Consider the following 26,708-nt stretch of genomic DNA (forward strand, 5'->3'; position numbering starts at 1 on the left):
CCGTGCATCGTTTCAGCAGGCCACGCGGGCCGTGATGCCGGGGTATTTTTTTGCGCCTACCCTGTAGACTTGCGCCACCCATCAGCGCATCAGAAGAACACGCCAGAAGGATTGCCCATGTCCCGCACCGATCCCGAGACCACCCTGGAAGACACCATCGCCAGCCCTCCGATCAACGCCGAACGCCTGTTGCAGCTGATCACCGACGAATACGAAAGCCTGCCGCGCCAGCTCAAGCGCATCGCCAGCTACATGAGCCAGCAGAGCGACCGGATCATGGTCGACCGCATCAGCGACATCGCCCGCGAATGCGAAGTGCACCCTTCGGCGATCGTGCGGTTTTCCCAGCGTTTCGGCTTCAGTGGGTTCAGTGAGATGCAGGCGCTGTTTCGCGAGGCCTACACCCACAAGACCACACCGGTGCAGAACTACCAGCAGCGCATCCGCAGCATGATCGCCAACAAGTCGCAGAAAGCCAGCGGCGGCGACCTGGCCCGCGAGTGCGTCAATGCAACCCTGTCGGGTATCGAGCGCCTGGGGCTGGAGCTCGATGACGTGGCTTTCGACAAGGCCGTGGACCTGGTGGTCAACGCCGACAACATCTACGTGGTCGGCGTGCGCCGTTCATTCGCGGTGGCCGATTACCTGGTCTACAACCTGCAGCACACCAACAAGCGTATTCACCTGATCTCCGGCCTGGGCGGCAGCTATCGCGAGCAGATGCGCAGCGTGCGTGCCAATGACCTGGTGATCGCCATCAGCTTCACGCCCTACGGCAAAGAGACCCAGCACTGCCTGCGGATCGCCCAGCACCATCAGGCCAAGACCCTGATCATCACCGACAGCAACCTATCGCCCCTGGCCAAGCGGGCCAACGCGGTGCTGCTGGTGAATGAAGGCTCGTCGTTTGCCTTCCGTTCGTTGAGCGCCACCTTGTGCCTGTGCCAGGCGTTGTTTATTGCCGTGGCGTACCGGCTGGAGTTGAAGGTGGATGAGATTCACGAGCAGGTCGGGTTTGATGACTGACCGGCAGTAATTGGGCTAACGCGCGCCCATGAAAGCGGATCTGCGCCAGGGTCAACGCGGTGTAGCCGATGATGACCGCCGGCGGCAGGATCGCCTCGACGCAGAACGTGCCCAGGGGCTGTAACGTCAACCCGACGGCAGCAGCACGGGAACAGAACTCGCCCTCCTCGACACCGCTCGGCAACCACAATACAAAGTGCAGGCCAGCCTGTTGCCCACTGATCGTACAGTGCGCTCCAAGGCAGTCGAGCAACACATCGCGCCGCGCCTGATAGGCCTGGCGCGAAGCCCGCAAGTGGCGCACGAAAGCGCCGCTGCCGAGAAACTCCAGCAACCCCGACTGATCGCTGGCGCCCACCGACTGCCCGGTGAGTTGCAGGGTGCGCAGCAAGGCCGCGCGCAGTGCCTTGGGCACCACCATGAAGCCGACGCGCAAACCGGGGAACAGGTTTTTGTTGAAGCTGCCGCAGTAGATCACCCGGTCATGGGCGTCCAGGGATTTGAGCGCCGCCAGCGGTGCGCTGTGGTAGTTGTATTCGCTGTCGTAGTCGTCTTCCACCACCCAGGCCTCGGCACGGGCAGCCCAGTCCAGCAGCGCCAGGCGGCGCGACACCGACAGGGTCATGCCCAGCGGTGCCTGGTGGGCCGGGGTGACGTAGGCCAGGCGCGCCGTGTCAGGGAGTTGCGCGGTATCCAGCCCTTCGGCCGTGACCGCAATCGCCTGGACCTGCGCCCCCGCCAGCCCGAACAGGCGGCGCGCGGGTGGATAGCCTGGATCTTCGACGCAGGCGGTGTCACCGGGCTTGAGCAGCGTGCGCGCGATCAGGTCAAGGGCGTGACGAATGCCGCTGGTGACGATCACTTCATCCGCCTCGCAGTGCATGCCGCGATAGCTGCGCAGGTAGTCGGCGATGTGCGCGCGCAGTTCCGGCAGCCCGGCGGGATGGCCCGCTTCCAGCGCCCCCGGCCCTGCCGATAGCAGTCCCCGGGAAATACAGCGGGCCCAGGCCTTCAGATCAAACAGGCTGGCGTCCGGGCGCCGCGCGACAAAAGGCACATGGCTCTGCACGCCGGACTCGGGGCGATCAACCGCCACTTCGCGACGAGGCATCGCGCGTGGTGCAGGTGCGGCAATGAATTGCTCGGGGATCACCGCACACACCCGCGTACCGGAGCCGGCCACGCGCTGCACATAGCCCTCGCCGTGCAGGCGGTCGAATGCCGCCTCCAGGGTGCCACGGGATAATTGCCAGCGTTCGGCGAGGCTGCGGGTGGACGGCAAGCGACTGCCCGCCGGCAGCTGTCGGTTCAGGATCGCTGCACGCAGGGCCTCGTAGGCACCCTGCTGCTTTCCCATGTCCAAGCTGTCGGGGCGCGGCAGGTCCAGGGCGGAAGGAGTTTTTCCTCGGCTCATAGTGGTCCAATCATTTTTGCCACAAGCGGCCCTGAGGATTAAACCACAAAGCCGCTAGAGTCCGGGCTCTACTCCTTGCACAGAAGCCTCCCATGACGCAACGCGCCCTCTCCCCGTGGTTCTGGCTGATACTGCTGACCGTGCTGATCGGCCTGCCACGTATCACCCTGGACATGCACCTGCCTGCCCTGCCCGCCATGGCCGACTACTTCCAGACCAGCGACAGCCAGTTGCAACTGACCCTCACGCTGTACACCTTCGGTTCAGCGATCTCCCTGCTGATCAGCGGCCCGTTGACCGACCGTTTCGGCCGCCGTCCCGTATTGCTGGCGGGACTGTTTCTGTACGTGCTGGCTACCGTGGCCTGCGCCCTGGCCGACAGCATCGGTGTGCTGATCATCGCCCGCCTGTTCCAGGCCCTGGGCGGATGCTGCACCACGGTGATCGGTCGGGTGATCGTGCGCGACTATTTCGACCGCGATGAACAGGCGCGCCTGCTCGGCCTGATTTCCATGGCCATGGCCGTGTCCCCGATGGCCGCGCCGGTGCTGGGCAGCCTGATGTTGCCCTTCATCGACTGGCGCGGCCTGTTTGTACTGCTCGGCGTGATCGGTGCAGTGCTCTACCTGGTGGTGTACCGCCGCCTGCCCGAAACCCGCCCGGCCGATGTCGCCGCCGCGCCGCCGGGCAACCTGCTGCGCCTCTACGGCCAGTTACTGCGCGACCGCTATTTCCTGCGCTATTCCCTGGCGATCGGCTGTGTGTACAGCACCTATTTCCCGTTTATCAGTGAGTCGTCGGCGCTGCTGCAGCGGGGTTTTCACCTGTCGGCCACGGCCTATGCACTGGTGTTCGCGGCCACCATCAGCGGCTACATGCTCGGCGCAAACCTGTTCCGCAGGCTGGTGCGGCGCTTCGAGCCGGACCGTTTGATCCATGCCGCTATCGGCTTGAACGTGCTGGGCAGTGTGATACTTGCAGCGGCCACCACCGCCATGCCGGGGCAATGGCTGGCGATCGTGCTGCCGATGGTGGTGATCATGGTATCGGTGGGGATGGTGATTCCGGCGTGCCAACTGTCGGTGTTGCAGCCGTACGGTGCGATTGCGGGAACCGCATCGGGGTTGTTCTTCTTTACCCAGATGTTCCTCACTGCCGTGAGCAGTTGGGCCACCGGGCTGCTGTCCGACGGTACGTCGCAGCCGCTGGTGATCATGACCGCCGTTGCCAGCGCACTGTTGGCAGCAACCTGGCTGACACTCCACAAACCCAAATGTGGGAAGGAACTTGTCCCCTCCCACATCAGGCCGAGCTGAGCTCGGGATCAGTGCATGAAAATTGCGATCAGGATGATCACCGGGATCGGCACGCCGAGGAACCACAGAAGTAATGAGCGCATGGTGTTCTCCTTGAATTAACGAACGTAGGTTTCGGTTTCGACGTACACCACGGCATCGCGGCGACGGCCACCAAAGGTTGCAGCGAAACTGGCAAAGAAAGCGCCGATCAACAGGGCGACAAAGGTCCACAGCGAGGTATAGGCGGCGACTTTCGCGGCCGTTTCTGCAGCTTGCTTGGCCTTGAGCTTGGCGTCTTCCACCGCTTTACGCGCATCGCCGTAGACTTTGTCGATACGCGCTTCGGCATCGGCCTGGCTGAGGTTGGTGCGCTGGCTGATCAACTGGGCCAGGTAGGCACGGTCTTCAGCGGCGAGTTGGCCGTCATTGCTCAGGGTGCGGGTGAAAATGCGCGCAACCACGCCATGGGCAGCGTCATCACTGACGGCAACCGGGCGATCATCACGAAACAGGCTGTCGACGTAGTAGTCAAAATCGCCACCGTTGGCGCCTTTGGCTGCGCCGCCTGCGGCCTGGGTGATACCGCTGGCCGCACCGGCTGCCACGCTGGCACCGGCTTTCACGCCGCCGGTGACGACACTGCTGACCGAACCGACCACCAGCACGGCAGTGATCAGCGTGGCGACGGCCCAGGCCAGGAAACCATGGGCGGTGTCGCGAAAGTACACCTCATCGCCATGCATATTGGCCCACTTCACCCGCAACCGGCCGGCGATATAACCACCCAATCCGGACGCGACGATCTGGGTAAAGGCCAGCCAGACAATCGTGGAAATGCCAAGCCCCTTGGCGCTGATGCCGCTGTCGGCCCACGGCGACACCGCCGAGAAACCCAGGCCGAAGCCCAGCAATACCAGAATCAGGGATAACGCAGCCGCCGCAGCGGCCCCGGCAAAGATAGCCCCCCAGGAAACCCCGGAGCGCGCGCTCGACTCTTGCAGCGTGGATGACGATGTGATCATTGTTATGGTGCTCCCGGCAGGAAAAATAGTGTTACAAGTCTCAAAAGGGACAGTGCAGGCAGCATGCCAGTCGCGCTAAAAATTAAATCCTTTGAATTTCAACAGGTTAAGTAAATTGAACTTGCCTGAACCATGCAACTTGCAAGAAATGGCTGGTGCAGGCGGGCGTAATGCATTCCCTGGGGGAGGAGATTGCTCCCCGGCCGGTACTCGCCATGAAAGTTGTGTCAGTTTTGCCAACATGAAGTTTTATTTAGGAAGCGTTCAGCCATTTCTTGGCAAAATGCCCTCACTTCTAGTGTGAATCGCTCACCAGGTAATCCTATGACCCGCATTTTGACCATCGAGGATGACGCCGTAACGGCCCGCGAGATCGTCGCCGAGCTGAGTAGCCATGGACTGGACGTAGATTGGGTGGACAACGGCCGCGAAGGCCTGGTCCGTGCCGTGAGTGGTGATTACGATCTGATCACCCTCGACCGCATGCTGCCGGAACTCGATGGCCTGGCCATCGTCACCACCCTGCGCACCATCGGCGTATCGACGCCGATCCTGATGATCAGTGCCCTCTCCGACGTCGACGAGCGCGTGCGTGGCCTGCGCGCCGGCGGTGATGACTACCTGACCAAGCCTTTCGCCTCGGACGAAATGGCCGCTCGTGTCGAAGTGCTGCTGCGCCGCAAAAGCACGGTCAAGGAGTTCGAAACCGCCCTGCGCGTGGCCGACCTGGAACTGAACCTGATCAGCCGCGAAGCCAGCCGCGCCGACCAGCCCCTGAGCCTGCTGCCCACCGAATACAAACTGCTGGAATTCCTGATGCGCAACACCGGCCAGATCCTGTCGCGGATGATGATCTTCGAGGAAGTCTGGGGTTATCACTTCGACCCGGGCACCAACCTGATCGACGTGCACATCGGCCGCCTGCGCAAGAAAATCGATCCACCGGGCCTCCCGCCGCTGATCCGCACGGTACGAGGTTCCGGTTATGTCATTGCTGAACCCCTCTAAGGGCTGGCGTTCATCCAGCAGCCGCTTGCTGGCGCTCTACAGTTCGTTGTTCGTGGCCTGGAGCTGCATCCTCATGGGGGTGCTGTATTACGAGGTCTCGGGTTACCTGAGTGACCTGTCGCGCCATTCGCTGATGCAACGCCAGCACCTGTTCCAGCGCTTCGACGGCGAAGAACTGGTGGAAGCGTTGACCACCAGCATGACCTTCGACATGAAGGGCGTGGACGCCTACGGCCTGTTCGATGAGCAGTTCCGCCCCTTGAGCGGGCCGATCCGCGCGATTCCCTCCGACCTGCCGCTGGACGGCAAGATCCACACCCTGGCCAATTGCGTCGACTCCGACGACCCCAAACTGCCCAAGGACAGCTGCGACGCCGTCGCCAGCCATACCGACGACGGCCGCTGGCTGGTACTGGTGCGCGCCAATGGCTCGCTGTTCGGTGTGACACGGATCATCTGGCATGCCCTGCTGTGGGCGCTGTCCCTGACCATTATCCCCGGCGCCGCCGGCTGGCATCTGTTGCGCCGCCGCCCGCTGCGCCGGATCCGCGGGATCCAGGCCAGCGCCGAAGCCATCGTCGCCGGCGACCTCACCCACCGCTTGCCGCTGTCCAACCGGCGTGACGAACTGGACATGCTCGCGGCCATCGTCAACGCCATGCTCGACCGCATCGAGAAACTGATGAACGAGGTCAAGGGCGTGTGCGACAACATCGCCCACGACCTGCGCACCCCATTGACCCGCCTGCGCGCGCAGCTCTACCGCATCCGCCAGGAGGCCGAGCAGGACTCCGGCTACGCGGTGAAACTGGACGATGCCATCGCCGAGACCGACACCCTGATGGCGCGCTTTCGCGGGCTGCTGCGTATCTCTGAGCTGGAAGACCACCAGCGCCGTTCCGGTTTCCTGGTGATGGACCCGCTGCCGCTGCTGCGCGAGTTGCATGACTTCTACCTGCCCCTGGCCGAGGAAGGCGAATTGCAGTTGCGACTCGAAGTCCCCGAGTCCCTGCCATGGATCACCGGCGACCGCGCCCTGTTGTTCGAAGCCCTGGCCAACCTGCTGAGCAACTCCATCAAGTTCTCTCCAGCGGGCGGCGCAGTGATCCTGCGGGGACTCAACGATGCCGGCAGCACGCGCATCGAAGTGCACGACTCCGGGCCCGGCATACCGGCGGCGGAACGCGATGCGGTGTTCCAGCGCTTTTATCGGGTGGATGAAGGCGACCAGCAAGGCGGGTTTGGGTTGGGCCTGTCGATTGTGGCCGCGATCATCAACTTGCATGGGTTCAAGCTGGAAGTGGGCACCAGCGAGCAAGGCGGCGCGCGCCTGGTGCTGGAGTGTCGCCAGCAACTGATGCCCGAAGCCTGAGTTCACCTCGGTCAATCTGGGAGGGGCTTGCCCCCTCCCACATGAGTCTTGCATTGCCGGGTAGATCGTCTCAGAAGTTGGCGCGCAACGCCTCGACCCCGCCTTTGTAAACCCCGGCAAACAGCTCTTCCACCGCCGCCTCCGTGGTACCCGCCGCCGGGGTAAACACACCGGACCACGTCACCTTCGCCGACGACTCCGTCAGCGCCTCAACCTGCAACGTCGCCAGGTAAGCACTCACCGGAAACGGCGACTCTTCAATGGTGTAGCTGTAAGTACGCCCGACGTTATCGAAGGTCTGCAAACGCTCGACGATCACACCGCCGTCGGCGGTCGTCAGATGGCGCACGCGGCCACCTTCACCAGGCTCGCTCTTGGCGATAAACGGAAGCCAGTCCGGCAGGCTGTTGAAGCCACCCACCAAGTGCCAGACCGTCTCGGCCGATACCGGGATTTCAATCACTGCAGATGCTGTTGGCACGCTAAATCTCCAAAAGTCGTAGGAAAACGTCGTGCACAGCCTGCCACGCCCCGGACTTCAATGCATCAATTCCCGCAAGCGATGCCACGCCATTCCCAACGCCAGCAGCGGCGAGCGCAACGCCTTGCCGCCGGGAAAGGTCATGTGCGGCACCTGGCTGAACACATCCAGGCCCTGGCTGTGGCCCGCGTGTATGCCTTCGGCCAGCAGCCGCGCGCACCAGTGGGTCACGTTGAGCCCATGCCCGGAATAGCCCTGGGCGTAGAACACATTCGGGTATTGCTTGAGCCGCCCGACCTGGGGGAAGCGATTGGCGGTGATGCCGATCCTGCCGCCCCACTGGAACGCGATGGCGGTGTCGGCCAATTGCGGGAACACCTTGAGCATCTTGGGCTGCATATAGGCCGCGATGTCTTTGGGATCGCGCCCCGAGTAATGGCAGGCGCCGCCGAACAACAGGCGACAGTCAGCGGACAACCGGTAGTAATCCAGGCCGACTTTCTGGTCGCACAGCGCCAGGTTCTGCGGGATCAACTGATTGGCCTGTGCAACCGACAGCGGCTCGGTGGCGATGATGTAGCTGCCAGCCGGCAGCACCTTGCCGCTCAGGCGCGGTTCCAGTTCTTCCAGATGGGCATTGCAGGCCAGTACCAGGCTGGCGGCCCGTACCGTGCCGCCAGCGCAACGCACCTGCACCGTGTCGCCGTGGATCAGTTCCAGCACTTCGGTGTGCTCAAAGATCCGCACCCCAAGGGACTCGGCCACCTGCGCCTCGCCGAGCACCAGGTTCAGCGGGTGCAGGTGCCCGGAGCCCATGTCCACCAAGGCGCCGGCATACTGCGTCGAATCCACCACGTCGCGGATGTCCTGCGGGCCCACCAGGCGGGTTTCATGCACATAACCCAGGCGCGCCAGGCTGTCCTGCTCGCCCTTGAACGCAGCGAACTGTGCAGGGGTGTTGGCCAGCTCGGCAAACCCCCAGCGCAAGTCGCAGTCGATCCCGTGCTCGCGAATGCGCTCGCCCACCAGGGCCACCGACTCGATCCCGGCCCGTTCCAGGTAACGCACGCCCTCCTCGCCCACGTACTTGGCGAACCCCGACACATCGTGGCCGATCCCGCGAATCAACTGCCCGCCGTTGCGCCCGCTGGCGCCCCAGCCGATACGCCGGGCCTCCAGCAGGATCACCGAGAGCCCGCGTTGGGCCAGTTCGATAGCGGTGTTGACCCCGGTAAAACCAGCGCCGATCACACACACATCGGCGCTCAGGTCGGCGCCCAGTGCCGGGCGCTCCGGCATGGCATTCGCCGAGGCAAGGTAGTAGGAACGGGCGTGGTCGCTGGATGGGGTCATTTGTTGGTCTTCACTTTGCTCCAGGCGCGCGTCATCAGGCGCATGGTCGCCGGGGTCGGCGTGGTGGAAATATAGAGTTTGTCGAGCACGGCCTGGGACGGGTACACCTCGGGGTTGTTCACCAGTTCAGGGGCCATGAACGCCTTCGCCGCCGGGTTGGCATTGGCGTAGCCGACCGAGGCGCTGACCTTGGCGATCACTTCAGGGTCGAGCAGGTAGTTAATGAAGGCATGGGCCTCTTTCGGGTGACTCGCATCGGCCGGGATCGCCAGCAGGTCGAACCACAGGTTGGAGCCTTCCTTGGGAATCGAGTAGGCGATATTCACGCCGTTCCTGGCTTCCTTGGCGCGGTTGGCCGCCTGGAATACATCGCCGGAATAGCCGAACGCCACGCAGATATCGCCGTTGGCCAGGTCCGAAATGTACTTGGAGGAATGGAAGTAGGTGATGTACGGCCGCAGCGTCAACAGCTTGGCCTCGGCCTGCTGGTAGTCCTCGGGGTTCTCGCTGCGCGGGTCCTTGCCCATGTAGTTGAGGATCGCCGGGAACAGCTCATCCGCCGAGTCGAGGAAGGCCACGCCGCACTGGTTGAGCTTCTTGAGATTTTCCGGCTCGAACAGCACCGCCCATGAATCGATATGGTCGATGCCCAACACCTGCTTGACCTTGTCGACGTTGTAGCCGATGCCGTTGGTACCCCACAGGTACGGCACCGAGTGCGCATTGCCCGGGTCGTTTTTCTCCAGCAGCTTGAGCAGCTTGGGGTCGAGGTTCTTGAAGTTGGGTAACTGCGAACGGTCGAGCTTGAGGAACGCGCCGGCCTTTACCTGGCGCGCCAGGAAGTGGTTGGACGGCACCACCACGTCATAGCCGGTGCGACCGGCGAGCAACTTGCCCTCCAGGGTTTCGTTGGAATCGAACACGTCGTAGATCACCTTGATGCCGGTTTTGGCCTGGAAATCCGCCAGGGTGGTCTCGCCGATGTAGTCGGTCCAGTTGTAGACGCTCACCGTCGGCGCGGCTTGGCCGGCACCGCTGAACGCGGCCACCAGGGCCAGCGGAAGAAGCTTGTTCACAAGACGCATATCGACACCCCTTTTGTGTTTTTTAGACGCTCAACAGCAGGAACTCGCGCTCCCAGGAACTGATCACCCGCTTGAAATTCTCGTGCTCGGCGCGCTTGACCGCGACGTAGCCGCGCACGAACTTGTCGCCCAGGTACTGCTTGACCGTGTCGCAGTCCTCCATCCGCGCCAGGGCGTCTTCGAGGGTGAACGGCAGGCGCAGGTTGCGGCGCTCATAGGCGCGGCCTTCTACCGGGGCGCTGGGTTCGATCTGTTCGATCATCCCCAGGTAGCCACACAGCAGGCTGGCGGCAATGGCCAGGTAGGGATTGGCATCGGCGCCCGGCAGGCGGTTTTCCACGCGCGTCGCATCCGGGCTCGAGGTGGGCACGCGCAGGCCGACGGTACGGTTTTCTTCGCCCCACTCCACATTGACCGGCGCCGAGGTATCCGGCAGGAAGCGGCGGAACGAATTCACGTTGGGCGCGAACATCGGCAACAGCTTGGGGATGTACTTCTGCAGGCCGCCGATATGGTGCAGGAACAGCGGGCTCATGTTGCCGTCGGCGTCGACGAACACCGGCTTGCCTGTGGCGATATCCACCACGCTCTGGTGCAGGTGCATGGCGCTGCCCGGCTCGTCGGCCACCGGCTTGGCCATGAAGGTGGCGGCCACATTGTGCTTGAGCGCGGCTTCGCGCAGGGTGCGCTTGAACACGGTGATCTGGTCGGCCAGGTCGAGGGCATCGCCGTGGCGGAAGTTGATTTCCATCTGCGCCGGGCCGTCTTCATGGATCAGCGTATCGAGGTCCAGGCCCTGGGCTTCGCACCAGTCGTAGACGTCTTCGAACAGCGGGTCGAACTCGTTGGCCGCATCGATGGAGAACGACTGGCGCCCGGTTTCCGCACGGCCGGAGCGGCCAATCGGGGTTTTCAGCGGCAGGTCCGGGTCTTCGCAGCGCTGGGTCAGGTAGAACTCCATTTCCGGCGCGACAATCGGCTGCCAGCCCCGGTCGGTGTAGAGCTGCAGGACTTTCTTCAGCACGTTGCGCGGCGACAGTTCGATGGGGTTGCCATGCTTGTCGAAGGTGTCGTGGATCACAATCGCGGTAGGCTCGATGGCCCACGGCACCACGTAGGTCGCGTTGGCCACCGGGCGGCAGACCATATCGATATCGGCCGGGTCCAGCAGGTCGTAGTAGATCTCGTCGTCGACAAAGTCCCCGGTTACCGTTTGCAGCAATACACTTTCCGGCAGGCGCATGCCTCGCTCATGCAGGAACTTGTTGGTGGGCGCAATCTTGCCGCGTGCGATGCCAGTCAAATCACTGATCACGCATTCGACTTCGGTAATCTTGTGTTCTTTCAGCCAGGTGTACAGCTGATCGAAGGGGGCGTTCATAAGGACCTCGTCATGGGGTGGGTGCTGCGCCGCCTTGTACTCGCGGCGCATTGAGGTCTATCTTGGGCCAGCCTTCACAGGCCATCTATCCACTTTGCACGCCCCACAGCGCACCAATAGAGTGCGCACGGATCCCCCATGACCCAGGCAACCGCTTTGCGCGTACAGGCCTTCACCACCGCTGATGTGGCCACCCAATGCCGTGCGACACCCGGCTGGGTGCAGCAATACCAGCAGATGTCCCCGGGGCATTTCGCCGGGCGCGTCCGCTACCTCGACCTGCACGGTGTGCAGGTGTACGAAGAGAGCATGAACACCCGTGTGGAGCAGCACTTCAACGCACCGCCGGGCGCGCTGGCGTTCTGTTTCGATGGCAGCGACAACGCGCTGTATCTGCTCAATGGCGAAAGCCGCAACACCTGGATCACCCCGGAAAACTACCGCGAAGTGGCGGTGGTGTTCGGCCCGCAGTTCGTGCAGCACCATGGCCTTGACGTGGCCACACTGGAAGGCCTGTTCATGGCGCCGCTGGCCTGCCAGCAGAACGCGCTGTTCAGCCGTTGGCTCAGTGGCACCCTGACGCGCTTGTCCACGGACATCGACCCGGTGTCCCTCACCCGGCAGTTGCTCGACGACTGCCTGTTCATCCTCGACAACGCCTGCGTGTGCCTGGACCGAAGCTCATTGCAAAAGCGCAGTGAAGAACGCCGCTTGATGGCGCGCATAGGCGAGTGGGCGGCGGATGCGCCGGACGAAACCGTCAACCTGTTGGAACTGGCGCGGATTGCCGGCGTACCGCTGCGCCAGTTGCAGCAAGGGTTCAAGACCTACACCGGGATGAGCCCGGCGCAGTGGTTGCGCCTGCGCCGGTTGAACGGGGCAAGGCGGGAATTGTTGAGCGGTGCCGGAACGACCGTGGCCGAGGTGGCCATGAACTGGTCGTTCTGGCATTTGGGGCGGTTCTCCAACAGCTATCGAGCGTTGTTCAAGGAACTGCCCAGCGAAACCCTGAAGCGCTCAATCTGAAATGCATCTGAAAATGTGGGAGGGGCTTGCCCCCGATGGCGATGGCTCAGTCAACATCTCTGTATCTGAACTACCGCAATCGGGGGCAAGCCCCCTCCCACATTGAATTGCATTTCAAGACTGGGATTTCAGGAAGGTTGAGATTAGTTGGTTAACCCGTTCCGCCGCCTCCAACTGCACCATATGCCCCTGCCCCGGCAGAATCTCCACCTGGGCCTCCAACCCTTGGGCATGGTCGGCCGGGATGATTGCATCGTCACTGCCCCAGATCACCAGGCTCGGTTGCTCCCCCACTACGTTGCGCAAATCCAGGCGCTGGCGCCCACCCTCGAACAACTGGGCATTGAGCTGACGAAGCGCCTGGTCCACCCCTTCCAACCGCTTGAACTTGAGCATGTCCTCCAGCATCTGCCGCGTCACCAGCGCCGGGTCGCTGAACAGTTGCACCAGTTGCGGCTTGAGCGCGTTGCGGTTGTTGGCTTCGGTGAAACCTTGCAGATAATCGCCGTTGATATCCGCCCCCAGCCCGGCGCTGGCGATCAGGGTCAGCGAGGCAACGCGCGCCGGAGCCTGACGGGCGACCGTCAGGCTGACCAAGCCGCCCATGGAGTGCCCGGCCAGGTGCACGCGGTCGAGCTTGAGGTGATCGAGCAAGGCCAGCACGGCCTGGCTCAGCTCTTCGGCGTCACCGGTTTGCAGATGCTTGCCCGACTCGCCATGCCCCGGCAGGTCCAGGGCGATCACCCGGCGCTCGGCGGCCAGGGCCGGTTGGTTGAACAGCCAGTTGTTCAAGTCGCCGCCAAAACCATGCACCAGCATCAGCGGCGTGCCGCCCTCGCCCAGGTCGAGATAGCGCAGCAAACGCCCGCCCACCTCGACCTTCTGCGCACTCGGCCCGGTGGCTTCGGCTTCGGCGCTGCTTGAGACGAACCCGGCGTTGAAGCTTTCGATCACCGCATCGATCTCCGCCTCGCTGGCCTCGCCTTCCACCACGACCCCCAGCAGCGCGCCCACCGGCAAGGTCTCGTCGCTCAGCGCCAGCACGCGGCGCAACACACCGCTGAACGGCGCCTCGACGCTGCTGGAGATCTTGTCGGTCTCGACGTCCAGCACTTCCTCGCCCTTCTCCACCCGGTCGCCGGGCTGCTTGAGCCAGACGTCGATGCGGCCTTCGGTCATCGACAGCCCCCACTTGGGCATGGTCAAGGTATGGATCATGCGGCGTTCCTCTTGTCGGCGATCTTCAGCACGGCGGCCTCGATCTTCGCGGCGTTGGGGATGTACAGGTCTTCCAGCGCATCGGAAAACGGCACCGGCGTGTGCGGCGCGGTGACCATCTCGATCGGCGCACGCAGAAACGAGAAGCCCTGCTGGGCTACCAACGCACTGATGTCGGTGGCGATGGAACAGCGCGGGTTGGACTCATCGATCACCACCAGGCGCCCGGTTTTCTCCACGCTCTCGAGGATGCTGTCTTCGTCCAGCGGGCTGGTGGTGCGCAGGTCCAGCACTTCGCAGTCGATGCCCTGGCGTGCCAGGTTGGCCGCGGCTTCCAGGGCGATATGCACCATGCGGCCGTAGGTCACCAGGGTCACGTCGCGGCCTTCGCGCACAAAGTTGGCTTCGCCGAAGGGCACGGTGTACAGCTCTTCCGGCACCTCACCTTGGAGGCTGTAGAGCATCTTGTGTTCGAGGAAGATCACCGGGTCGTTGTCGCGGATCGCCTGGATCAGCATGCCCTTGGCGTCATAGGGCGTGGCCGGGCACACCACCTTGAGCCCGGGAATGTGCGTCCACATCGAGGTGAGCATCTGCGAATGCTGGGCGGCGGCGCGCAGGCCGGCACCGTACATGGCGCGCACCACCAGCGGCGTGGTGGTCTTGCCGCCGAACATGTAGCGAAACTTGGCGGCCTGGTTGAGCAACTGGTCGAGGCAGCAGCCGATAAAGTCGACGAACATCAATTCGCACACCGGGCGCATGCCACGGGTGGCGGCGCCGACGGCCATGCCGACGTAGCCGACTTCGGACAACGGCGCATCGAGTACCCGGTCCGGAAACTCCGGGTACAGGCCCTTGGTCACGCCCAGCACACCGCCCCAGGCGTCCTGCTCGCCGGGGGAACCGGTGCCGCCGGAGACATCCTGGCCGATAATGAACACGCTCTGGTCCCGGCGCATTTCCTGGGCCAGGGCTTCGTTGATTGCCTGCTGATAGCTGATTTTGCGAGCCATGAAATTCTCTCCGAGTCTTGTAGTTATTAGCGGTAGGCGACGTAGACATCACTGAGCAGGTCGGCGGCCTGGGGCTTGGGATCGGACTTGGCCAGGCGCACGGCGTCGTCGATCAACTGCGCGACCTCACCGTCGATACGTTCGAACTGCGCGGCATCGAGCCAGCCTTCGGCATTGCAGCGCTGGCGGAACAGTGCGAGGCAGTCGTGGGATTCGCGCAGGTTCTTCACCTCGTCCGGGCCACGATAGGTTTGTGCATCGCCTTCGAAGTGGCCGTAGAAGCGGCTCAGCTTGACTTCCACCAAGGTCGGCCCGTCGCCCTGGCGCGCACGCTCCACCGCCACGCCCAACGCCGCGTGTACGGCAAAGAAGTCATTGCCATCGACAATCACCCCCGGCATGCCGAAGCCCACCGCCCGCTCGGCAATGTCCTTGCACGCCACCGACCAGCCGGAACCGGTGGCCTCGGCATAGCCGTTGTTCTCGGCGACGAACAGGCACGGCAGTTTCATGATCGACGCCAGGTTCATCGCCTCGAACACCGCGCCCTCGTTGGAGCCGCCGTCGCCGAAAAATGCGACCGCCACGCCCTGGCTGCCCTTGAGCTTGGAGGCCAGCGCGGCGCCCGCCGCCAACGGCGCACCGGCCCCGACAATGCCGTTGGCACCGAGCATGCCCTTCTCCTGGTCGGCGATGTGCATGGAGCCGCCCTTGCCGCCGCACACCCCGGTTTTCTTGCCGTAGATCTCGGCCATCATGCCGAACACATCCACGCCCTTGGCGATGCAATGGCCATGGCCACGGTGGTTGGAGGCGATGCAATCTTCATCGTTGAGGTGGGCCATGACCCCGGCTGCGCTGGCTTCCTGGCCGGCATACAGGTGCACGAAACCGGGGATCTCGCCGGTGGCGAATTCCACATGCAGGCGTTCTTCGAAATCACGGATGGTGCGCATCACGGTGTAGGCATGCAGCAATTGATCGGTGGACAGGTGGGTGGACATCTTATTGTTCTCCAGGTTGTCTCGACACACAAAAGGCTGGCTGCGGCCAGTTGCAAGTGGTTCAGCACAGCCTGTGCCAAGGTGCGATGAAACCTGGCAAAGCCTTGATCCAGAGCAGTGCCGTGCGGTTGTGCCGGGACGGTATGCCTGTGCAGAATGAGACGGTGCATTGCACTGTGCAGGCGGCGTCTCGGCCGGAATGAGACGCCGCGTCTCACGCGGGGCTGTTGGTCAGGTCGCCCTTGTCCCCTCGCGCCCACGGGCGCTTAATGGCGGGCATAACAACAAAGATCGAGAACCGGAGGCCTTATGCTCGCCGCGAACTCCAGGGAACACGTCGACTGCGTCAGTCGCGTGGTCCGCAATGCCGATCGCCTGCCCCAGGCGCCGGTGCCGTCGCTGATTTTCGATTCCTGGCGGCGCTCCATGGAACAACACCACCTCGACCCCGGCTCGCTGCAGGGGCCCCGTATCCTTACCGAACCCTTGCTCAAGGAATGCCGCGAACGCGCCGAGCTGTTCATGCGCATCGCCGGCGAAGAAGTCGGGCAACTGCACCACCGGGTGCGCCACGCCGACTACTGCGTGATGCTCACCGACGCCCAGGGCCAGACCATCGACCACCGCGTCGACAGCACCATTCGCAGCGACTGCCGCAAAGCCGGCCTGTACCTCGGCACCTGCTGGTCGGAAGCCGAGGAAGGCACCTGCGGCGTGGCCACGGTGCTGACCAGCAAAGCCGCAGTGACCGTGCACAAGCGCGACCACTTCCGCGCCGCCTTCATCAGTTTGACCTGCTCCGCCGCACCGATCTTCGACCCCCAGGGCAACCTGCTGGGGGTGATGGATGCCTCGGCGCTCAAATCCCCGGATGACCGGCGCAGCCAGCACCTGGTGCGGCAGATGGTGGCCCAGAGTGCCCAGGCCATCGAAAACGCCTTCTTCATGCACAGCGCCCGCGAGCATTGGGTACTCCAGGCCCACAGCACACCGGGCTATGTGGACAGCCAGCCCGACCTGCTGCTGGCCTGGGACCAGGATGGGCGCCTGCACGCGCTGAACAGCAAGGCGCGCCAGGCACTGCGCCGGCGTTTCGGCCAGGTGCCGGCGCATATCGGCGAGGTGTTCGACCTGGATGCATTGCGCGCGGCCACCGATCAATCGACCCAACATCTGCAATGGCTGGGCGAGCCTGGCGTGCTGCACGTGCGGGTCAACGCCCCGCGCCGCAAACCGGCACGGCCCGTTGCGCACACCCAGGTCGACCCACGGGTGGAAGAACACCTGCGCCTGGCCGTGCGCGTCAAGGACCGCAACCTGCCGGTGCTGGTGCAGGGTGAAACCGGCGCCGGCAAGGAAGTTTTCGCCCGCCAACTGCACGAACGCAGCGCCCGGCGAACAGGCCCCTTTGTCGCGGTGAACTGCGCGGCGATCCCCGAAAACCTGATTGAAAGCGAGCTGTTCGGCTACGTGGCCGGAGCCTTTACCGGTGCCTCCAGCAAAGGCATGCCGGGGCTGTTGGTGCAGGCCGATGGCGGCACCCTGTTCCTCGATGAAATCGGCGATATGCCGCTGGCGTTGCAGACGCGCCTGCTGCGGGTGATGGCCGAGGGTGAAGTCGCGCCCCTGGGCGGGGCCAAGACCCGCACGGTGGACATTCAGGTGATCTGCGCCAGCCACCGCGACCTGGCCGTGCTGGTCAGCGACGGGCGCTTTCGCGAAGACCTGTACTTCCGCCTCGGCTGCGCACGCTTCTGCCTGCCGCCGCTGCGCGAGCGCAGCGACAAGCTGGCATTGATCAACCGGCTGGTGGAGCAGCAAGCACGCGGCAGCGGCATCTCGGTCGGCATCGGCCAGGCCGCGCTGGAACGCCTGCTGGGCTATGCCTGGCCGGGCAATGTGCGCCAGCTGCACCATGTGCTGGCGTATGCCTGTGCGGTGTGTGAAGGCGGCACCATCCAGTTGGCGGACTTGCCGGTGGAAGTGCGTGGGGAGCAGGTCGAGACGCTGGTCGAACACAGCGTCAGCCCGGAACGCCAAGTGGTACTGGATGCCTTGATCCGGCATCGCTGGAAGCCGTTGCCGACGGCGCAGGCGCTGGGGATTTCCCGGGCCACCCTGTACCGCCGAGTCAACCGGTTGGGCATCGACATGCCCGGCAAGCACTGACACAACAGGGTCACCCATGTGGGAGGGGCTTGCCCCCTCCCACATTTCACACCCTAGGCCTTGGGAGATCAGCGATAAACCAGCCCACCGTCGATCAACGGCGCCTGCCCGGTCATGTAATCCGCGTCCGGCCCGGCCAGGTAGGCCACCAACCCCGCCACATCCTCCGGCGTTTCCGCACGGCCCAAGGCAATCCCATCCACATACTGCTTGTAGGTCGCCCCCACTTCGGCGCCGGTAATCTCGGCCATGCGCTTGTCGATCTCCACCCACATATCGGTGCCCACTACGCCCGGGCAGTAGGCGTTGACCGTGATCCCGGCGCTCGCCAGTTCCTTGGCCGCCGCCTGGGTCAAGGCGCGCACGGCGAACTTGGTGGCCGAGTACACGCCCAGCAGCGCGAAGCCTTCGTGGCCGGCGATGGAACAGGCATTGATGATCTTGCCCTTCTGCTTGAGCGCCTTGAATTTCCTGCCTGCAGCCTGGATACCCCACAACACGCCCTGCACGTTGATGCCCAGGGTGCGCTCGACCTGTTCCGGGCTGACGTCCAGCAGCGCGTCGATCTGCGCGACCCCGGCGTTGTTGACGATAATGTCGAAGCCGCCGAGGGCCTGGTGTGCGTGTTCGACCGCCGCCACCACCTGGTCGCGCTTGGACACGTCGGCGATAAACACCGAGGCCTTGCGCCCCAGGGCCACGACTTCGGCGGCCACGGCTTCGAGCTTGGCGCCATTGATGTCGACCAGGGCGATGTCGGCACCGTCCTGTGCCAGGCGCAGGGCGATGGCCCGACCAATGCCCTGCCCGGCGCCGGTCACCAGTGCAACTTTTCCAGCGATACCCATGATGATCTCCTGCAAGGGTTAGAGAAGTCCTGTCTATCGCAGGTGGGCACGCAGGCTGTCGAGAGGCACGTCATTCAGTGGGCGGGCTGAGACGGGACGTCTCACTTGTAAAACCGGGCGGTTATGCCTAGCTTATGCGCCCCCCGCCCTGCGCTTTAAGGCCCTCCCCCATGGTTTTGCGTTTTCGTCCTGTCGTCAGTACACGTTTCGCCCTCGGCCTGCTGCTCAGCGGCGGGATCGGCAACAGTTGGGCGGCACAACTCGAGCTGCCGGCGTTGCAAGTCCAGGGCGAGGACACGTCAGGCTATCGCGCAGACACCGCCTCGGTCGGCGGCTTCAACGAGGCGCCGCTGCTGGACACTCCTGCCTCGATCACGGTGATCAATGCGGCGCTGATCAAGGACCAGCAAGCGCGCCTGCTCAGTGAAGTGCTGCGCAACGACGCTTCGGTGGGCGATAGCTACGCCCCCATCGGCTACTACGAAAATTTCGTGGTGCGCGGTTTCTCGCTGAATGCGGCGAGCAGCTACAAGATCAACGGGCGCACCATCACCGGCGAGCAGAACGTCGCCCTGGAAAACAAGCAGCAGGTGGAAGTGCTCAAGGGCCTGGCCGGTTTGCAGAGCGGGATTTCCGAGCCCAGCGGCGTGATCAACTACGTGACCAAGCGTCCGGAAGACGTGCGCCAGGTGACGGTGTCCACCGATGACCGCGGCAGTGGCTATATCGCCACCGATGTGGGTGGCTGGTTTGGCAGCGAGCAGCAATTCGGCCTGCGGGCCAACGTCACCCATGAAGACCTCAATGCCTATGTGGAGCACGCCAACGGCCAGCGCGACTTCGTGTCCCTGGCCTTCGACTGGAACATCAGCCCCGACGCGGTGCTGCAACTGGACGCGGAATACCAGAACAAACAACAGCGCTCGGTACCGGGCTACCAGTTGCTGGGCGGCACCGAGGTGCCCCACGACGCCTCGCCGAAAAAACTGTTGGGCCACCAGAGCGGTTCCAGGCAGGTCGGCATCGATTCGCTGAACCTCAACGGCACGTTCGAATACCGCTTCAGCGACCAGTGGAAAGGCAGCGTCAGCGCCGCGCGCAGCAAGGTGGTGATCGATGACTACAGTTCGTTTGCCTGGGGCGGCGACACCAACGGTGTCGGCAACCACTTCACGCCCGAAGGCAACTACGACGTCTACGACTACCGCAGCCCCGACGACACCCGCCGTGACGATGAAGTCCAGGCGGCGATGACCGGCCTGTTCGACACCGCAGGCATCGGCCATGAACTGACCTTCGGCACCAGCGCGTTTCGCCGGGTGATCGACAAGCGCAAGTCCGTCAACGAGTACATCGGCACGGCCAATATCGACGCTGACGCGCCGACGTTCACGCCCACCGACAAGCCGTTGAACGACAGCCATCGCACCCTCGACAGCCGCCAGTATGGCCTGTTCATCACCGACCGCATCCGCCTCAACGAGCACTGGCAAACCCTCCTCGGTGGCCGCGAAGTGCGCCTGGATGAAAAAGCTTTCGACGGCGTCACTGGCAACCAGGCCCGCCACACCCAGCAATACGTGTTCCTGCCCCAGGCATCGTTGATCTACAAACCGGTGGAAAACATCTCGCTGTACACCAGCTACAGCAAAGGCCTGTCCCTGGGCGGCACCGCCCCCTGGTTTGCCAGCAACGCCGATGAAACCCTGGCCCCGACCACCTCGCGGCAAATCGAGGCCGGGGTGAAATACGACTGGCGTCGCATCAGCTTCGCCGCCGCTGTGTTCCAGACGCGCCAGGCCTACCAGTACGCCAAGCCGGATGGCGCCGGCCAGTTCACCTACGTGCAGCAGGGCGAACAGAAAAACACCGGCGTGGAACTGTCGGCCAACGGCTGGGCCACCGAGCGCCTGCAGATTTCCACCAGCGTGGCGGCGATTCGTGCACGGGTCAGCGGCAGCGGCACACCGGCATACGAAGACCACCAGGCGATCAACGTGCCCAAGCTGCGCGCCAGTGTGTACGCCGATTATGCGTTGCCGTGGGTCAATGGCCTGGCGGTGCTCGGCGGCGTGCAATACAGCGCCAAGAAGTACGCCAATCGCAGCGGCAATGTGGAGGTGGGGGATTACGCGGTGGTCAACGTCGGCAGCCGCTACACCACCCGGGTCGACGGCTACGAGACGGTGTTCCGCCTGAGCGTCGACAACCTGTTCGACAAGCGCTACTGGCGCGACGCGGGCGAGTACATGGGCGATGACTATCTGTTCCAGGGCGCGCCGCTGACGGCGCGCCTGAGTGCTTCGGTGAACTTCTGACACTTACTGCTGTGGCGAGCGGGCTTGCGAATCGTCGCACCGCCCGCGCTGGGGTGCGAAGCGCCCCTGATGAAGACGAATGGGGTATATCAGGCACTCCTCTGCGCCTGGTTTTGGGGCTGCTGCGCAGCCCAGCGCGGGACAAGCCCGCTCACCACAAAAGAGCCGTCTTCAACCGCCTTATTCAGGCATCTTGCGGAAACCTACCGCGAGGCGGTTCCAGCTGTTGATGGTGGCGATGGCCACGCTCAGGTCGACTTGCTCCCGGGGGCTGAACTCGGCGGCGAGCGCGGTGAAGTCTGAGTCCGGGGCGTGGGTCTGGCTCAGCAGCGTCAGGCTCTCGGCCCAGGCCAATGCCGCGCGTTCACGCGGGGTGAAGAATGGCGTTTCGCGCCAGGCCGACAAGGTGTACAGGCGACGCTCGGTCTCGCCACCCTTGCGGGCATCGGCGGTGTGCATGTCCAGGCAAAAGGCACAGCCGTTGATCTGTGAGACCCGCAGGCGGATCAGCTCCAGCAATGGCAGTTCGATGGAGAGTTTGCCGACGGCGGCTTCCAGGGCGAGCATGGCTTTCATGGCGTCTGGGGAAGCGGTGTAGAAATCGGTACGGGCTTGCATGGGGAACTCCGGAACGGTGGGAAGTGGTGGCTAGGTTAGCCACCGGGCCGTAGGGGAGAAATAGCCAATTACGGGGAAGAACAGGTGACCAATGGCGCGATCAACCTGGTAATGGAATTACCCGCAACGGTCGCACCGACTTATAGGAAAAACTCGAATAGATCTCCTTGACGCACGGCAGCGTCTGCAACACCTCCCGCGCAAACTCGCCGAACGACTCCAGGTCCCTGGCCACCACCTCGAGCAAAAAGTCATAGCGTCCCGACACGTTATGACAGGCCACGATTTCCGGAATATCCAACAGGCGTTGCTCGAACGCCCGGGCGATTTCCTGGGTGTGGCTCTCCATCATGATGCTGACAAACGCCGTCACCCCATACCCCAGCGCCTTGGGCGAGAGGATCGCCTGGTAGCCGCTGATCACCCCGCTTTCCTCCAGGTTCCTGACCCGTCGCCAGCACGGTGAAGTGGTCAGGGACACGCGGTCGGCCAGCTCGGCCACGGTTAAACGGGCATTACCCTGCAGGGCGTTTAATAACGCTTTGTCGGTGCGATCCAGCGTGATGGGCATGACGTGCCTCTGTTTATTGTTTTTAGCGAGTTTTCATCCCAGGACAAGGGATTTGTCGGCAAAGTTTGGAAAATACGGCCGTGGTTATAAGCATAGCATTGTAGGAAATAAGGAGCGCCCGACATGAATACTAAACACAATGCATTCGGCTTTTCCACCCGTGCCATCCACCACGGCTACGACCCCAAGGACCACCACGGCGCACTCGTGCCGCCGATCTACCTGTCGGCCACGTTTGCCTTTCCCACCGCCGAATACGGCGCCGCCTGTTTCGCCGGCGAGGCCGGCGGCCATTTCTATACGCGCATTTCCAACCCGACCCTGGCGCTGCTGGAGTCCCGCATGGCCAGCCTGGAAAACGGCGAGGCGGCGGTGGCGTTCAGTTCGGGCATGGGCGCGATTGCCGCGACGTTCTGGACCCTGCTGCGCCCAGGCGATGAGGTGATCGTCAGCCAGACGCTCTACGGCTGCACCTTCGCCCTGCTGCATCACGGTATCGGCGAATTCGGCATCAAGGTGCGCCACGTGGACCTCACCGACCTGGCGGCCCTGCAAGCGGCACTCAGCCCCGCCACCCGCATGATCTACTGCGAAACCCCGGCCAACCCCACCCTGCAACTGGTGGACATCGCCGCCGTGGCCGCCCTCGCCCATCAACAGCCGAACGTGACCGTGGTGGTGGATAACACCTACTGCACGCCGTACCTGCAACGCCCCCTGGAACTGGGCGCCGATGTGGTGGTGCACTCGGCCACCAAGTACCTCAGCGGCCATGGCGACATCACCGCCGGCATCGCCGTGAGCAACCAGGCCCTGGCCCAGCGCATTCGCCTGCAAGGCCTCAAGGACTTGACCGGCGCGGTGATGTCGCCCCAGGACGCTTCGCTGTTAATGCGCGGCCTCAAGACGTTGGCCCTGCGCATGGACCGCCATTGCAGCAACGCCCAGGCCGTGGCCGAAGCCTTGCAGGCGCATCCCGCCGTGGAGTGGGTGACGTATCCGGGGCTGCGCGGCTTCGCGCAACACGCATTGGCGGCGCGGCAGATGAGCCAGGCCGGCGGCATGATCGCCTTCGAACTCAAGGGCGGGATCGACAGCGGACGACGCTTCATGAATGCCCTCAAGCTGTTCACCCGCGCGGTCAGCCTGGGCGACGCCGAGTCATTGGCCCAGCACCCGGCGAGCATGACCCATAGCACCTACACCCCTGAAGAACGCGCGCATCACGGTATCAGCGAAGGCCTGGTGCGTTTATCGGTGGGGCTTGAGGACGTCGCCGACCTGTTGGCGGACGTGCAGCAGGCGCTGGCCAAGTGCACCCGCGCCTTGCCACGCCAAGCGCTCAAGCCTCTCGCACCCTCACCTTCAAATGCCGCGCATACCAAGGCCGCTTCGGCACGCGCTTGAACAGGCCCTGCAACAGGTGCTCGTCCTCGCCAAAGGTAATGCGCAAGGCGAGCTTCATGGTCTCCGGGTCCATCTCCATCGACTTGCCCATCTGCAACCCCGGGGTCGTGCTGCAGCCATGGGTGTCCGGGCCCAGCCACGGGTCGTCGACTTCGACCCAACGCCCCGGGGCGAACCAGGCCACGCCGTTGACGTCCAGGCGCCTGACTTCGCCGGGGTTGAAGCGTTCGTGGGCGCGATACCAGTCTTCGATACGGTCGTCGATCCAGCCGTGGAAGTGCCAGAACACCGGGTTTACATGGGATGAAAACGGGTCGCCGAGGAAGTCGTTTTCCGCCGCGTACCAGCGCGGGGCAAAGTCTGCCGGGTCGCGGGCCAGGGGGACCGGCGCGCCGTTGGACGGGTCGCGGGGCACCGAGGCCCAGCGCATGTGCAGCCAGTCGTGCAGGCCCAGTTCCATTTCGGAGCCGAGTTGGCCCAAGGTCAGTCTGGCCAGGTAGCGCGGGTCGCGGTACTGCGATTCCCAGACCTGGAAGTTGCTGTGGTAGGTCTCGGCGGCCTTGATGTCGCTAACCCACTGGGTGTATTCGCTGTCGTCCGGGGCTGACCAGGCGGGCGGCAGCGCGAAGCCGTCGTGGTTGTCGAAGTAACGCAGGAAGCCTAGGCGGTCGCGCTCCAGCGCCGGTTGCGGTTCGGGGAATACGGGCCACGAGGGCAGATCCTGCATGGAACGCGCGGTGCCGAGCATATGCCGGTGCATGAAGAAGAAATCGATGCCCGAGCCGTTGCGGTCTTTGTGTTTGCCACGGGCGTCACGCTCCTTGCCGCGCGGGCCGGGTTGCCAGCCGATGCCGCGCAGGGCGTCGCGTTTTTCTTCGGAGAGTTTGTGCCACTGGTCACGGGTGGCGTGCCACAGCTGGTGAAACAGGCGGTGCTCCGGGGCAATCAGCCAGGCCAGCAGGGTCGGGTTGAGGCCGATGCGTTGGCGGGCTTCGGGAAACAGCTGTTTGTGGGCGATAAAGCGGTTGTCACGTTCGGTCAAAGCCAGGGGGCGATCCAGATCGAGGATGTGCCCGCTGAGGGTGCCGCTGCCGGCGTTGGCGAAGTCGGCCCAGACTTCATCGAGGGTCATCTTGAACTCATAGGCGGGCCTGCCGTCGAGGGCATCGCGGTCGATCAGGCGCCAGTAGAGCAAGGCGCCCTCGCCCGTCAGCAGGTCACCCAGCACGCGGTAGCGCGGTTCGCCTTCGCTGCGCAGGTTGGCGGCGGTGTCCAGGTAGCCGCGCAGGCCACGGCCACGGGGGGCGATGTCGAGCAACAGTTCCAGGCCTTGCAGCGGCAGGCCCTTGAGGCCGGCGTCGCGGCCTTCCAGGCGCAGGCGCCACACCCCGCGCAAGGTGTTGGCCAGGTGCTGCCCGGCGGTGTCGGCCAGGTCCACGGTGGCTTCGCCGGGGGTGATGGGGAATTCTTCTTCGCGCGTCAACTCGCGATGGGCATAGAAAGCGGCCGGCACAGCCGCGCCGGTCAGCGCCAGGCCTGCGATGAACCCACGTCGAGAGATGGTCATTGTCTACCTTAGGAAACGGCTTTATCAGAGCTAGAACGTTTGCAGGCCGGGGAAATTTACCGCCCTGCCCGCGCCGCCTAAATTTCCCCGCGCACCACTCGTTCTTCCCTGATAGCGAAGGCCTCAACTGACTGAGATGGCAATGACAAAACCACGTTCGAAAAAGGCGCTGTACATCGGCGTGCCGCTGGCACTGGCCATCGGTGCCGGCGCAGGCTTCCTGGCCTGGGATCACTGGTTCAAGGGCAATGCCGGCTACCCGCTCGCCGTGATCAAGCAGGCCAATGAACTGCAGGACCGCCTGCTGTCGTTCGACAGCCACATCACCGTGCCCATGGACTTCGGCACCGCCGGCAACGAGGCGGACAAGGACGGCAGCGGCCAGTTCGACCTGGCCAAGGCGGCACGCGGTCGCTTGTCCGGCGCAGCCCTGACGATCTTCGGCTGGCCGGAAATCTGGAATGGCCCCAACGCCCCGCACAAGCCCACTGACGGCTTTGTCGAGGAAGCCCGCCACGAGCAGGAGGTGCGCTACAAGATCATCTCCGGCATGGTGCGTGACTTTCCCAATCAAGTCGGCATCGCCTATACCCCGGATGACTTTCGACGCCTGCATGGCGAAGGCAAGTTCGCGATCTTTATCAGCATGCTCAACGCCTACCCCCTGGGCAATGACCTGAACCAGCTGGACCTGTGGGCCGCCCGGGGCATGCGCATGTTCGGCTTCAGTTATATCGGCAATAACACCTGGTCCGACTCATCGCGCCCACTGCCGTTTTTCAATGATTCCGTCGATGCCCTCGAAGGCCTGTCGGACATCGGCAAGCAAGCAGTGCAGCGCCTCAATGACCTGGGGGTGATCATTGACGTGTCGCAGATGTCGACCAAGGCCCTGGAGCAAGTCGCGCACCTGAGTCGCACGCCGATGGTGGCGTCCCACTCGGCACCGCGCGCGTCGGTGGACATCCCGCGCAACCTCAGCGACAAGGAACTGCAACTGATCAAGAACAGTGGCGGCGTGGTGCAGGTGGTGGGCTTCCCGGCCTACATACGCCCCCTGAGCCAGCCGACCCAGGACAAACTCAACACCCTGCGCGCGCGTTTCGACCTGCCGCCGCTGCCCAACCTGGCCATGGCCCTGATGCCGGGGGACGCGATCATCGCGGCATGGCCGGAGCAGAAGTTCGGCCAGTACGCCCAAGGGCTGTACGGGATTCTTGAGGAAGAACCCAAGGCCACGCTCAAGGACTGGGGCGACGCCGTCGACTACACCGTGCGCAAGATCGGGATCGATCACGTCGGCATCGCTTCGGACTTCAACGACGGCGGCGGTATCGACGGCTGGAACAACGTCGGCGAAATCCGCAACGTCACCGCCGAACTGATCCAGCGCGGCTACTCCGAAGCCGACATCGCCAAGCTGTGGGGAGGCAACTTCCTGCGGGTGTGGGACCAGGTACAAAAAGCCGCCAGACCCTTGGCCAACCGCTAATCACCTAGAAGCAA

Annotated in this window: 22 protein-coding genes; 9 read left to right on the plus strand and 13 right to left on the minus strand. The window is 63.7% G+C overall.

The window, feature by feature from the left end:
- Positions 1–117: 117 nt before the first annotated feature.
- Positions 118–1,026, plus strand: coding sequence for a MurR/RpiR family transcriptional regulator (locus tag B9N88_RS24280; RefSeq protein ID WP_010211026.1), 909 nt, complete (start codon positions 118–120; stop codon positions 1,024–1,026).
- On the opposite strand, the gene B9N88_RS24285 is transcribed toward B9N88_RS24280, so the two are convergent.
- A complete protein-coding gene (locus tag B9N88_RS24285; RefSeq protein WP_027606534.1) occupies positions 956–2,440 on the minus strand; it encodes a MocR-like pyridoxine biosynthesis transcription factor PdxR in 1,485 nt (494 codons plus the stop codon). The genes B9N88_RS24280 and B9N88_RS24285 overlap by 71 nt on opposite strands.
- Before the next feature lie 92 nt (positions 2,441–2,532).
- Here B9N88_RS24285 and B9N88_RS24290 point away from each other — a divergent pair, with 92 nt between their 5' ends.
- Positions 2,533–3,756, plus strand: a complete 1,224-nt coding sequence (locus B9N88_RS24290; protein ID WP_043293615.1) for a multidrug effflux MFS transporter — start codon at positions 2,533–2,535, stop codon at positions 3,754–3,756.
- Between the two features lie 98 nt (positions 3,757–3,854).
- On the opposite strand, the gene B9N88_RS24295 is transcribed toward B9N88_RS24290, so the two are convergent.
- Positions 3,855–4,760 carry a hypothetical protein gene (locus B9N88_RS24295; RefSeq protein WP_027606535.1) on the minus strand — a complete coding sequence of 302 codons (906 nt, stop codon included), beginning with the start codon at positions 4,758–4,760 and terminating at the stop codon, positions 3,855–3,857.
- A 324-nt stretch (positions 4,761–5,084) separates the two neighbouring features.
- Here B9N88_RS24295 and B9N88_RS24300 point away from each other — a divergent pair, with 324 nt between their 5' ends.
- Both B9N88_RS24300 and B9N88_RS24305 read left to right on the plus strand, forming a co-directional pair.
- Positions 5,085–5,768, plus strand: a complete 684-nt coding sequence (locus B9N88_RS24300) for a response regulator transcription factor (protein ID WP_027606536.1) — start codon at positions 5,085–5,087, stop codon at positions 5,766–5,768.
- Positions 5,746–7,140 (plus strand): sensor histidine kinase, encoded by a 1,395-nt coding sequence (locus B9N88_RS24305; protein ID WP_027606537.1) that lies wholly within the window; start codon positions 5,746–5,748, stop codon positions 7,138–7,140. Before B9N88_RS24300 ends, B9N88_RS24305 begins: the two co-directional genes overlap by 23 nt.
- A gap of 70 nt (positions 7,141–7,210) precedes the next feature.
- Here B9N88_RS24305 and B9N88_RS24310 read toward each other — a convergent pair whose 3' ends face one another.
- The 4 genes from B9N88_RS24310 to B9N88_RS24325 are packed head-to-tail and all read right to left on the minus strand — an operon-like array spanning position 7,211 to position 11,440.
- Positions 7,211–7,621 carry an SRPBCC family protein gene (locus tag B9N88_RS24310; RefSeq protein WP_027606538.1) on the minus strand — a complete coding sequence of 137 codons (411 nt, stop codon included), beginning with the start codon at positions 7,619–7,621 and terminating at the stop codon, positions 7,211–7,213.
- Between the two features lie 57 nt (positions 7,622–7,678).
- Positions 7,679–8,974, minus strand: coding sequence for an NAD(P)/FAD-dependent oxidoreductase (locus B9N88_RS24315; protein ID WP_027606539.1), 1,296 nt, complete (start codon positions 8,972–8,974; stop codon positions 7,679–7,681).
- Complete coding sequence (locus B9N88_RS24320) at positions 8,971–10,059, minus strand: polyamine ABC transporter substrate-binding protein (RefSeq protein WP_027606540.1); 1,089 nt, start codon at positions 10,057–10,059, stop codon at positions 8,971–8,973. Before B9N88_RS24320 ends, B9N88_RS24315 begins: the two co-directional genes overlap by 4 nt.
- Positions 10,060–10,081: 22 nt before the next feature.
- The gene (locus B9N88_RS24325) at positions 10,082–11,440 is read right to left on the minus strand and encodes a glutamine synthetase family protein (protein ID WP_027606541.1); all 1,359 of its coding nucleotides are present in this window, start codon (positions 11,438–11,440) and stop codon (positions 10,082–10,084) included.
- A 138-nt stretch (positions 11,441–11,578) separates the two neighbouring features.
- Between B9N88_RS24325 and B9N88_RS24330 the strand changes: the two genes are divergently transcribed.
- On the plus strand, positions 11,579–12,466 hold the full coding sequence (locus B9N88_RS24330; RefSeq protein ID WP_027606542.1) for a helix-turn-helix domain-containing protein: 888 nt from the start codon (positions 11,579–11,581) through the stop codon (positions 12,464–12,466).
- A gap of 114 nt (positions 12,467–12,580) precedes the next feature.
- Here the strand turns inward: B9N88_RS24330 and B9N88_RS24335 are convergent, their stop codons facing one another.
- From B9N88_RS24335 to B9N88_RS24345, 3 genes are read right to left on the minus strand one after another with little or no spacing between them, the layout of a single operon-like run.
- Complete coding sequence (locus B9N88_RS24335; protein WP_027606543.1) at positions 12,581–13,684, minus strand: acetoin dehydrogenase dihydrolipoyllysine-residue acetyltransferase subunit; 1,104 nt, start codon at positions 13,682–13,684, stop codon at positions 12,581–12,583.
- Positions 13,681–14,700, minus strand: coding sequence for an alpha-ketoacid dehydrogenase subunit beta (locus B9N88_RS24340; protein WP_027606544.1), 1,020 nt, complete (start codon positions 14,698–14,700; stop codon positions 13,681–13,683). The genes B9N88_RS24335 and B9N88_RS24340 overlap by 4 nt, the downstream gene beginning before the upstream one ends.
- Positions 14,701–14,726: 26 nt before the next feature.
- Complete coding sequence (locus B9N88_RS24345) at positions 14,727–15,704, minus strand: thiamine pyrophosphate-dependent dehydrogenase E1 component subunit alpha (protein ID WP_027606545.1); 978 nt, start codon at positions 15,702–15,704, stop codon at positions 14,727–14,729.
- Positions 15,705–16,013: 309 nt separating this feature from the next.
- On the opposite strand from B9N88_RS24345, the gene B9N88_RS24350 reads away from it, so the two are divergent.
- Complete coding sequence (locus B9N88_RS24350; protein ID WP_027606546.1) at positions 16,014–17,873, plus strand: sigma-54-dependent Fis family transcriptional regulator; 1,860 nt, start codon at positions 16,014–16,016, stop codon at positions 17,871–17,873.
- Positions 17,874–17,941: 68 nt separating this feature from the next.
- Here B9N88_RS24350 and B9N88_RS24355 read toward each other — a convergent pair whose 3' ends face one another.
- Positions 17,942–18,721 (minus strand): acetoin reductase, encoded by a 780-nt coding sequence (locus B9N88_RS24355; protein ID WP_027606547.1) that lies wholly within the window; start codon positions 18,719–18,721, stop codon positions 17,942–17,944.
- Positions 18,722–18,891: 170 nt separating this feature from the next.
- Between B9N88_RS24355 and B9N88_RS24360 the strand changes: the two genes are divergently transcribed.
- The gene (locus B9N88_RS24360; protein WP_027606548.1) at positions 18,892–21,039 is read left to right on the plus strand and encodes a TonB-dependent siderophore receptor; all 2,148 of its coding nucleotides are present in this window, start codon (positions 18,892–18,894) and stop codon (positions 21,037–21,039) included.
- Positions 21,040–21,219: 180 nt separating this feature from the next.
- On the opposite strand, the gene B9N88_RS24365 is transcribed toward B9N88_RS24360, so the two are convergent.
- A complete protein-coding gene (locus tag B9N88_RS24365; RefSeq protein WP_027606549.1) occupies positions 21,220–21,657 on the minus strand; it encodes a carboxymuconolactone decarboxylase family protein in 438 nt (145 codons plus the stop codon).
- Between the two features lie 100 nt (positions 21,658–21,757).
- A complete protein-coding gene (locus B9N88_RS24370) occupies positions 21,758–22,228 on the minus strand; it encodes an Lrp/AsnC family transcriptional regulator (protein ID WP_027606550.1) in 471 nt (156 codons plus the stop codon).
- A 123-nt stretch (positions 22,229–22,351) separates the two neighbouring features.
- Between B9N88_RS24370 and B9N88_RS24375 the strand changes: the two genes are divergently transcribed.
- A complete protein-coding gene (locus tag B9N88_RS24375; RefSeq protein ID WP_051429371.1) occupies positions 22,352–23,635 on the plus strand; it encodes a methionine gamma-lyase in 1,284 nt (427 codons plus the stop codon).
- Here B9N88_RS24375 and B9N88_RS24380 read toward each other — a convergent pair.
- Positions 23,571–25,202, minus strand: a complete 1,632-nt coding sequence (locus B9N88_RS24380; protein ID WP_027606551.1) for a pyoverdine maturation tyrosinase PvdP — start codon at positions 25,200–25,202, stop codon at positions 23,571–23,573. The two genes, B9N88_RS24375 and B9N88_RS24380, sit on opposite strands and share 65 nt — an antisense overlap.
- A 142-nt stretch (positions 25,203–25,344) precedes the next feature.
- On the opposite strand from B9N88_RS24380, the gene pvdM reads away from it, so the two are divergent.
- Positions 25,345–26,694 (plus strand): pyoverdine-tailoring dipeptidase-like protein PvdM, encoded by a 1,350-nt coding sequence (pvdM, locus tag B9N88_RS24385; protein WP_027606552.1) that lies wholly within the window; start codon positions 25,345–25,347, stop codon positions 26,692–26,694.
- Positions 26,695–26,708 lie beyond the last annotated feature (14 nt).

This window comes from Pseudomonas sp. LAMO17WK12:I1, from assembly GCF_900177315.1.
Lineage (GTDB): Bacteria > Pseudomonadota > Gammaproteobacteria > Pseudomonadales > Pseudomonadaceae > Aquipseudomonas > Aquipseudomonas marginalis.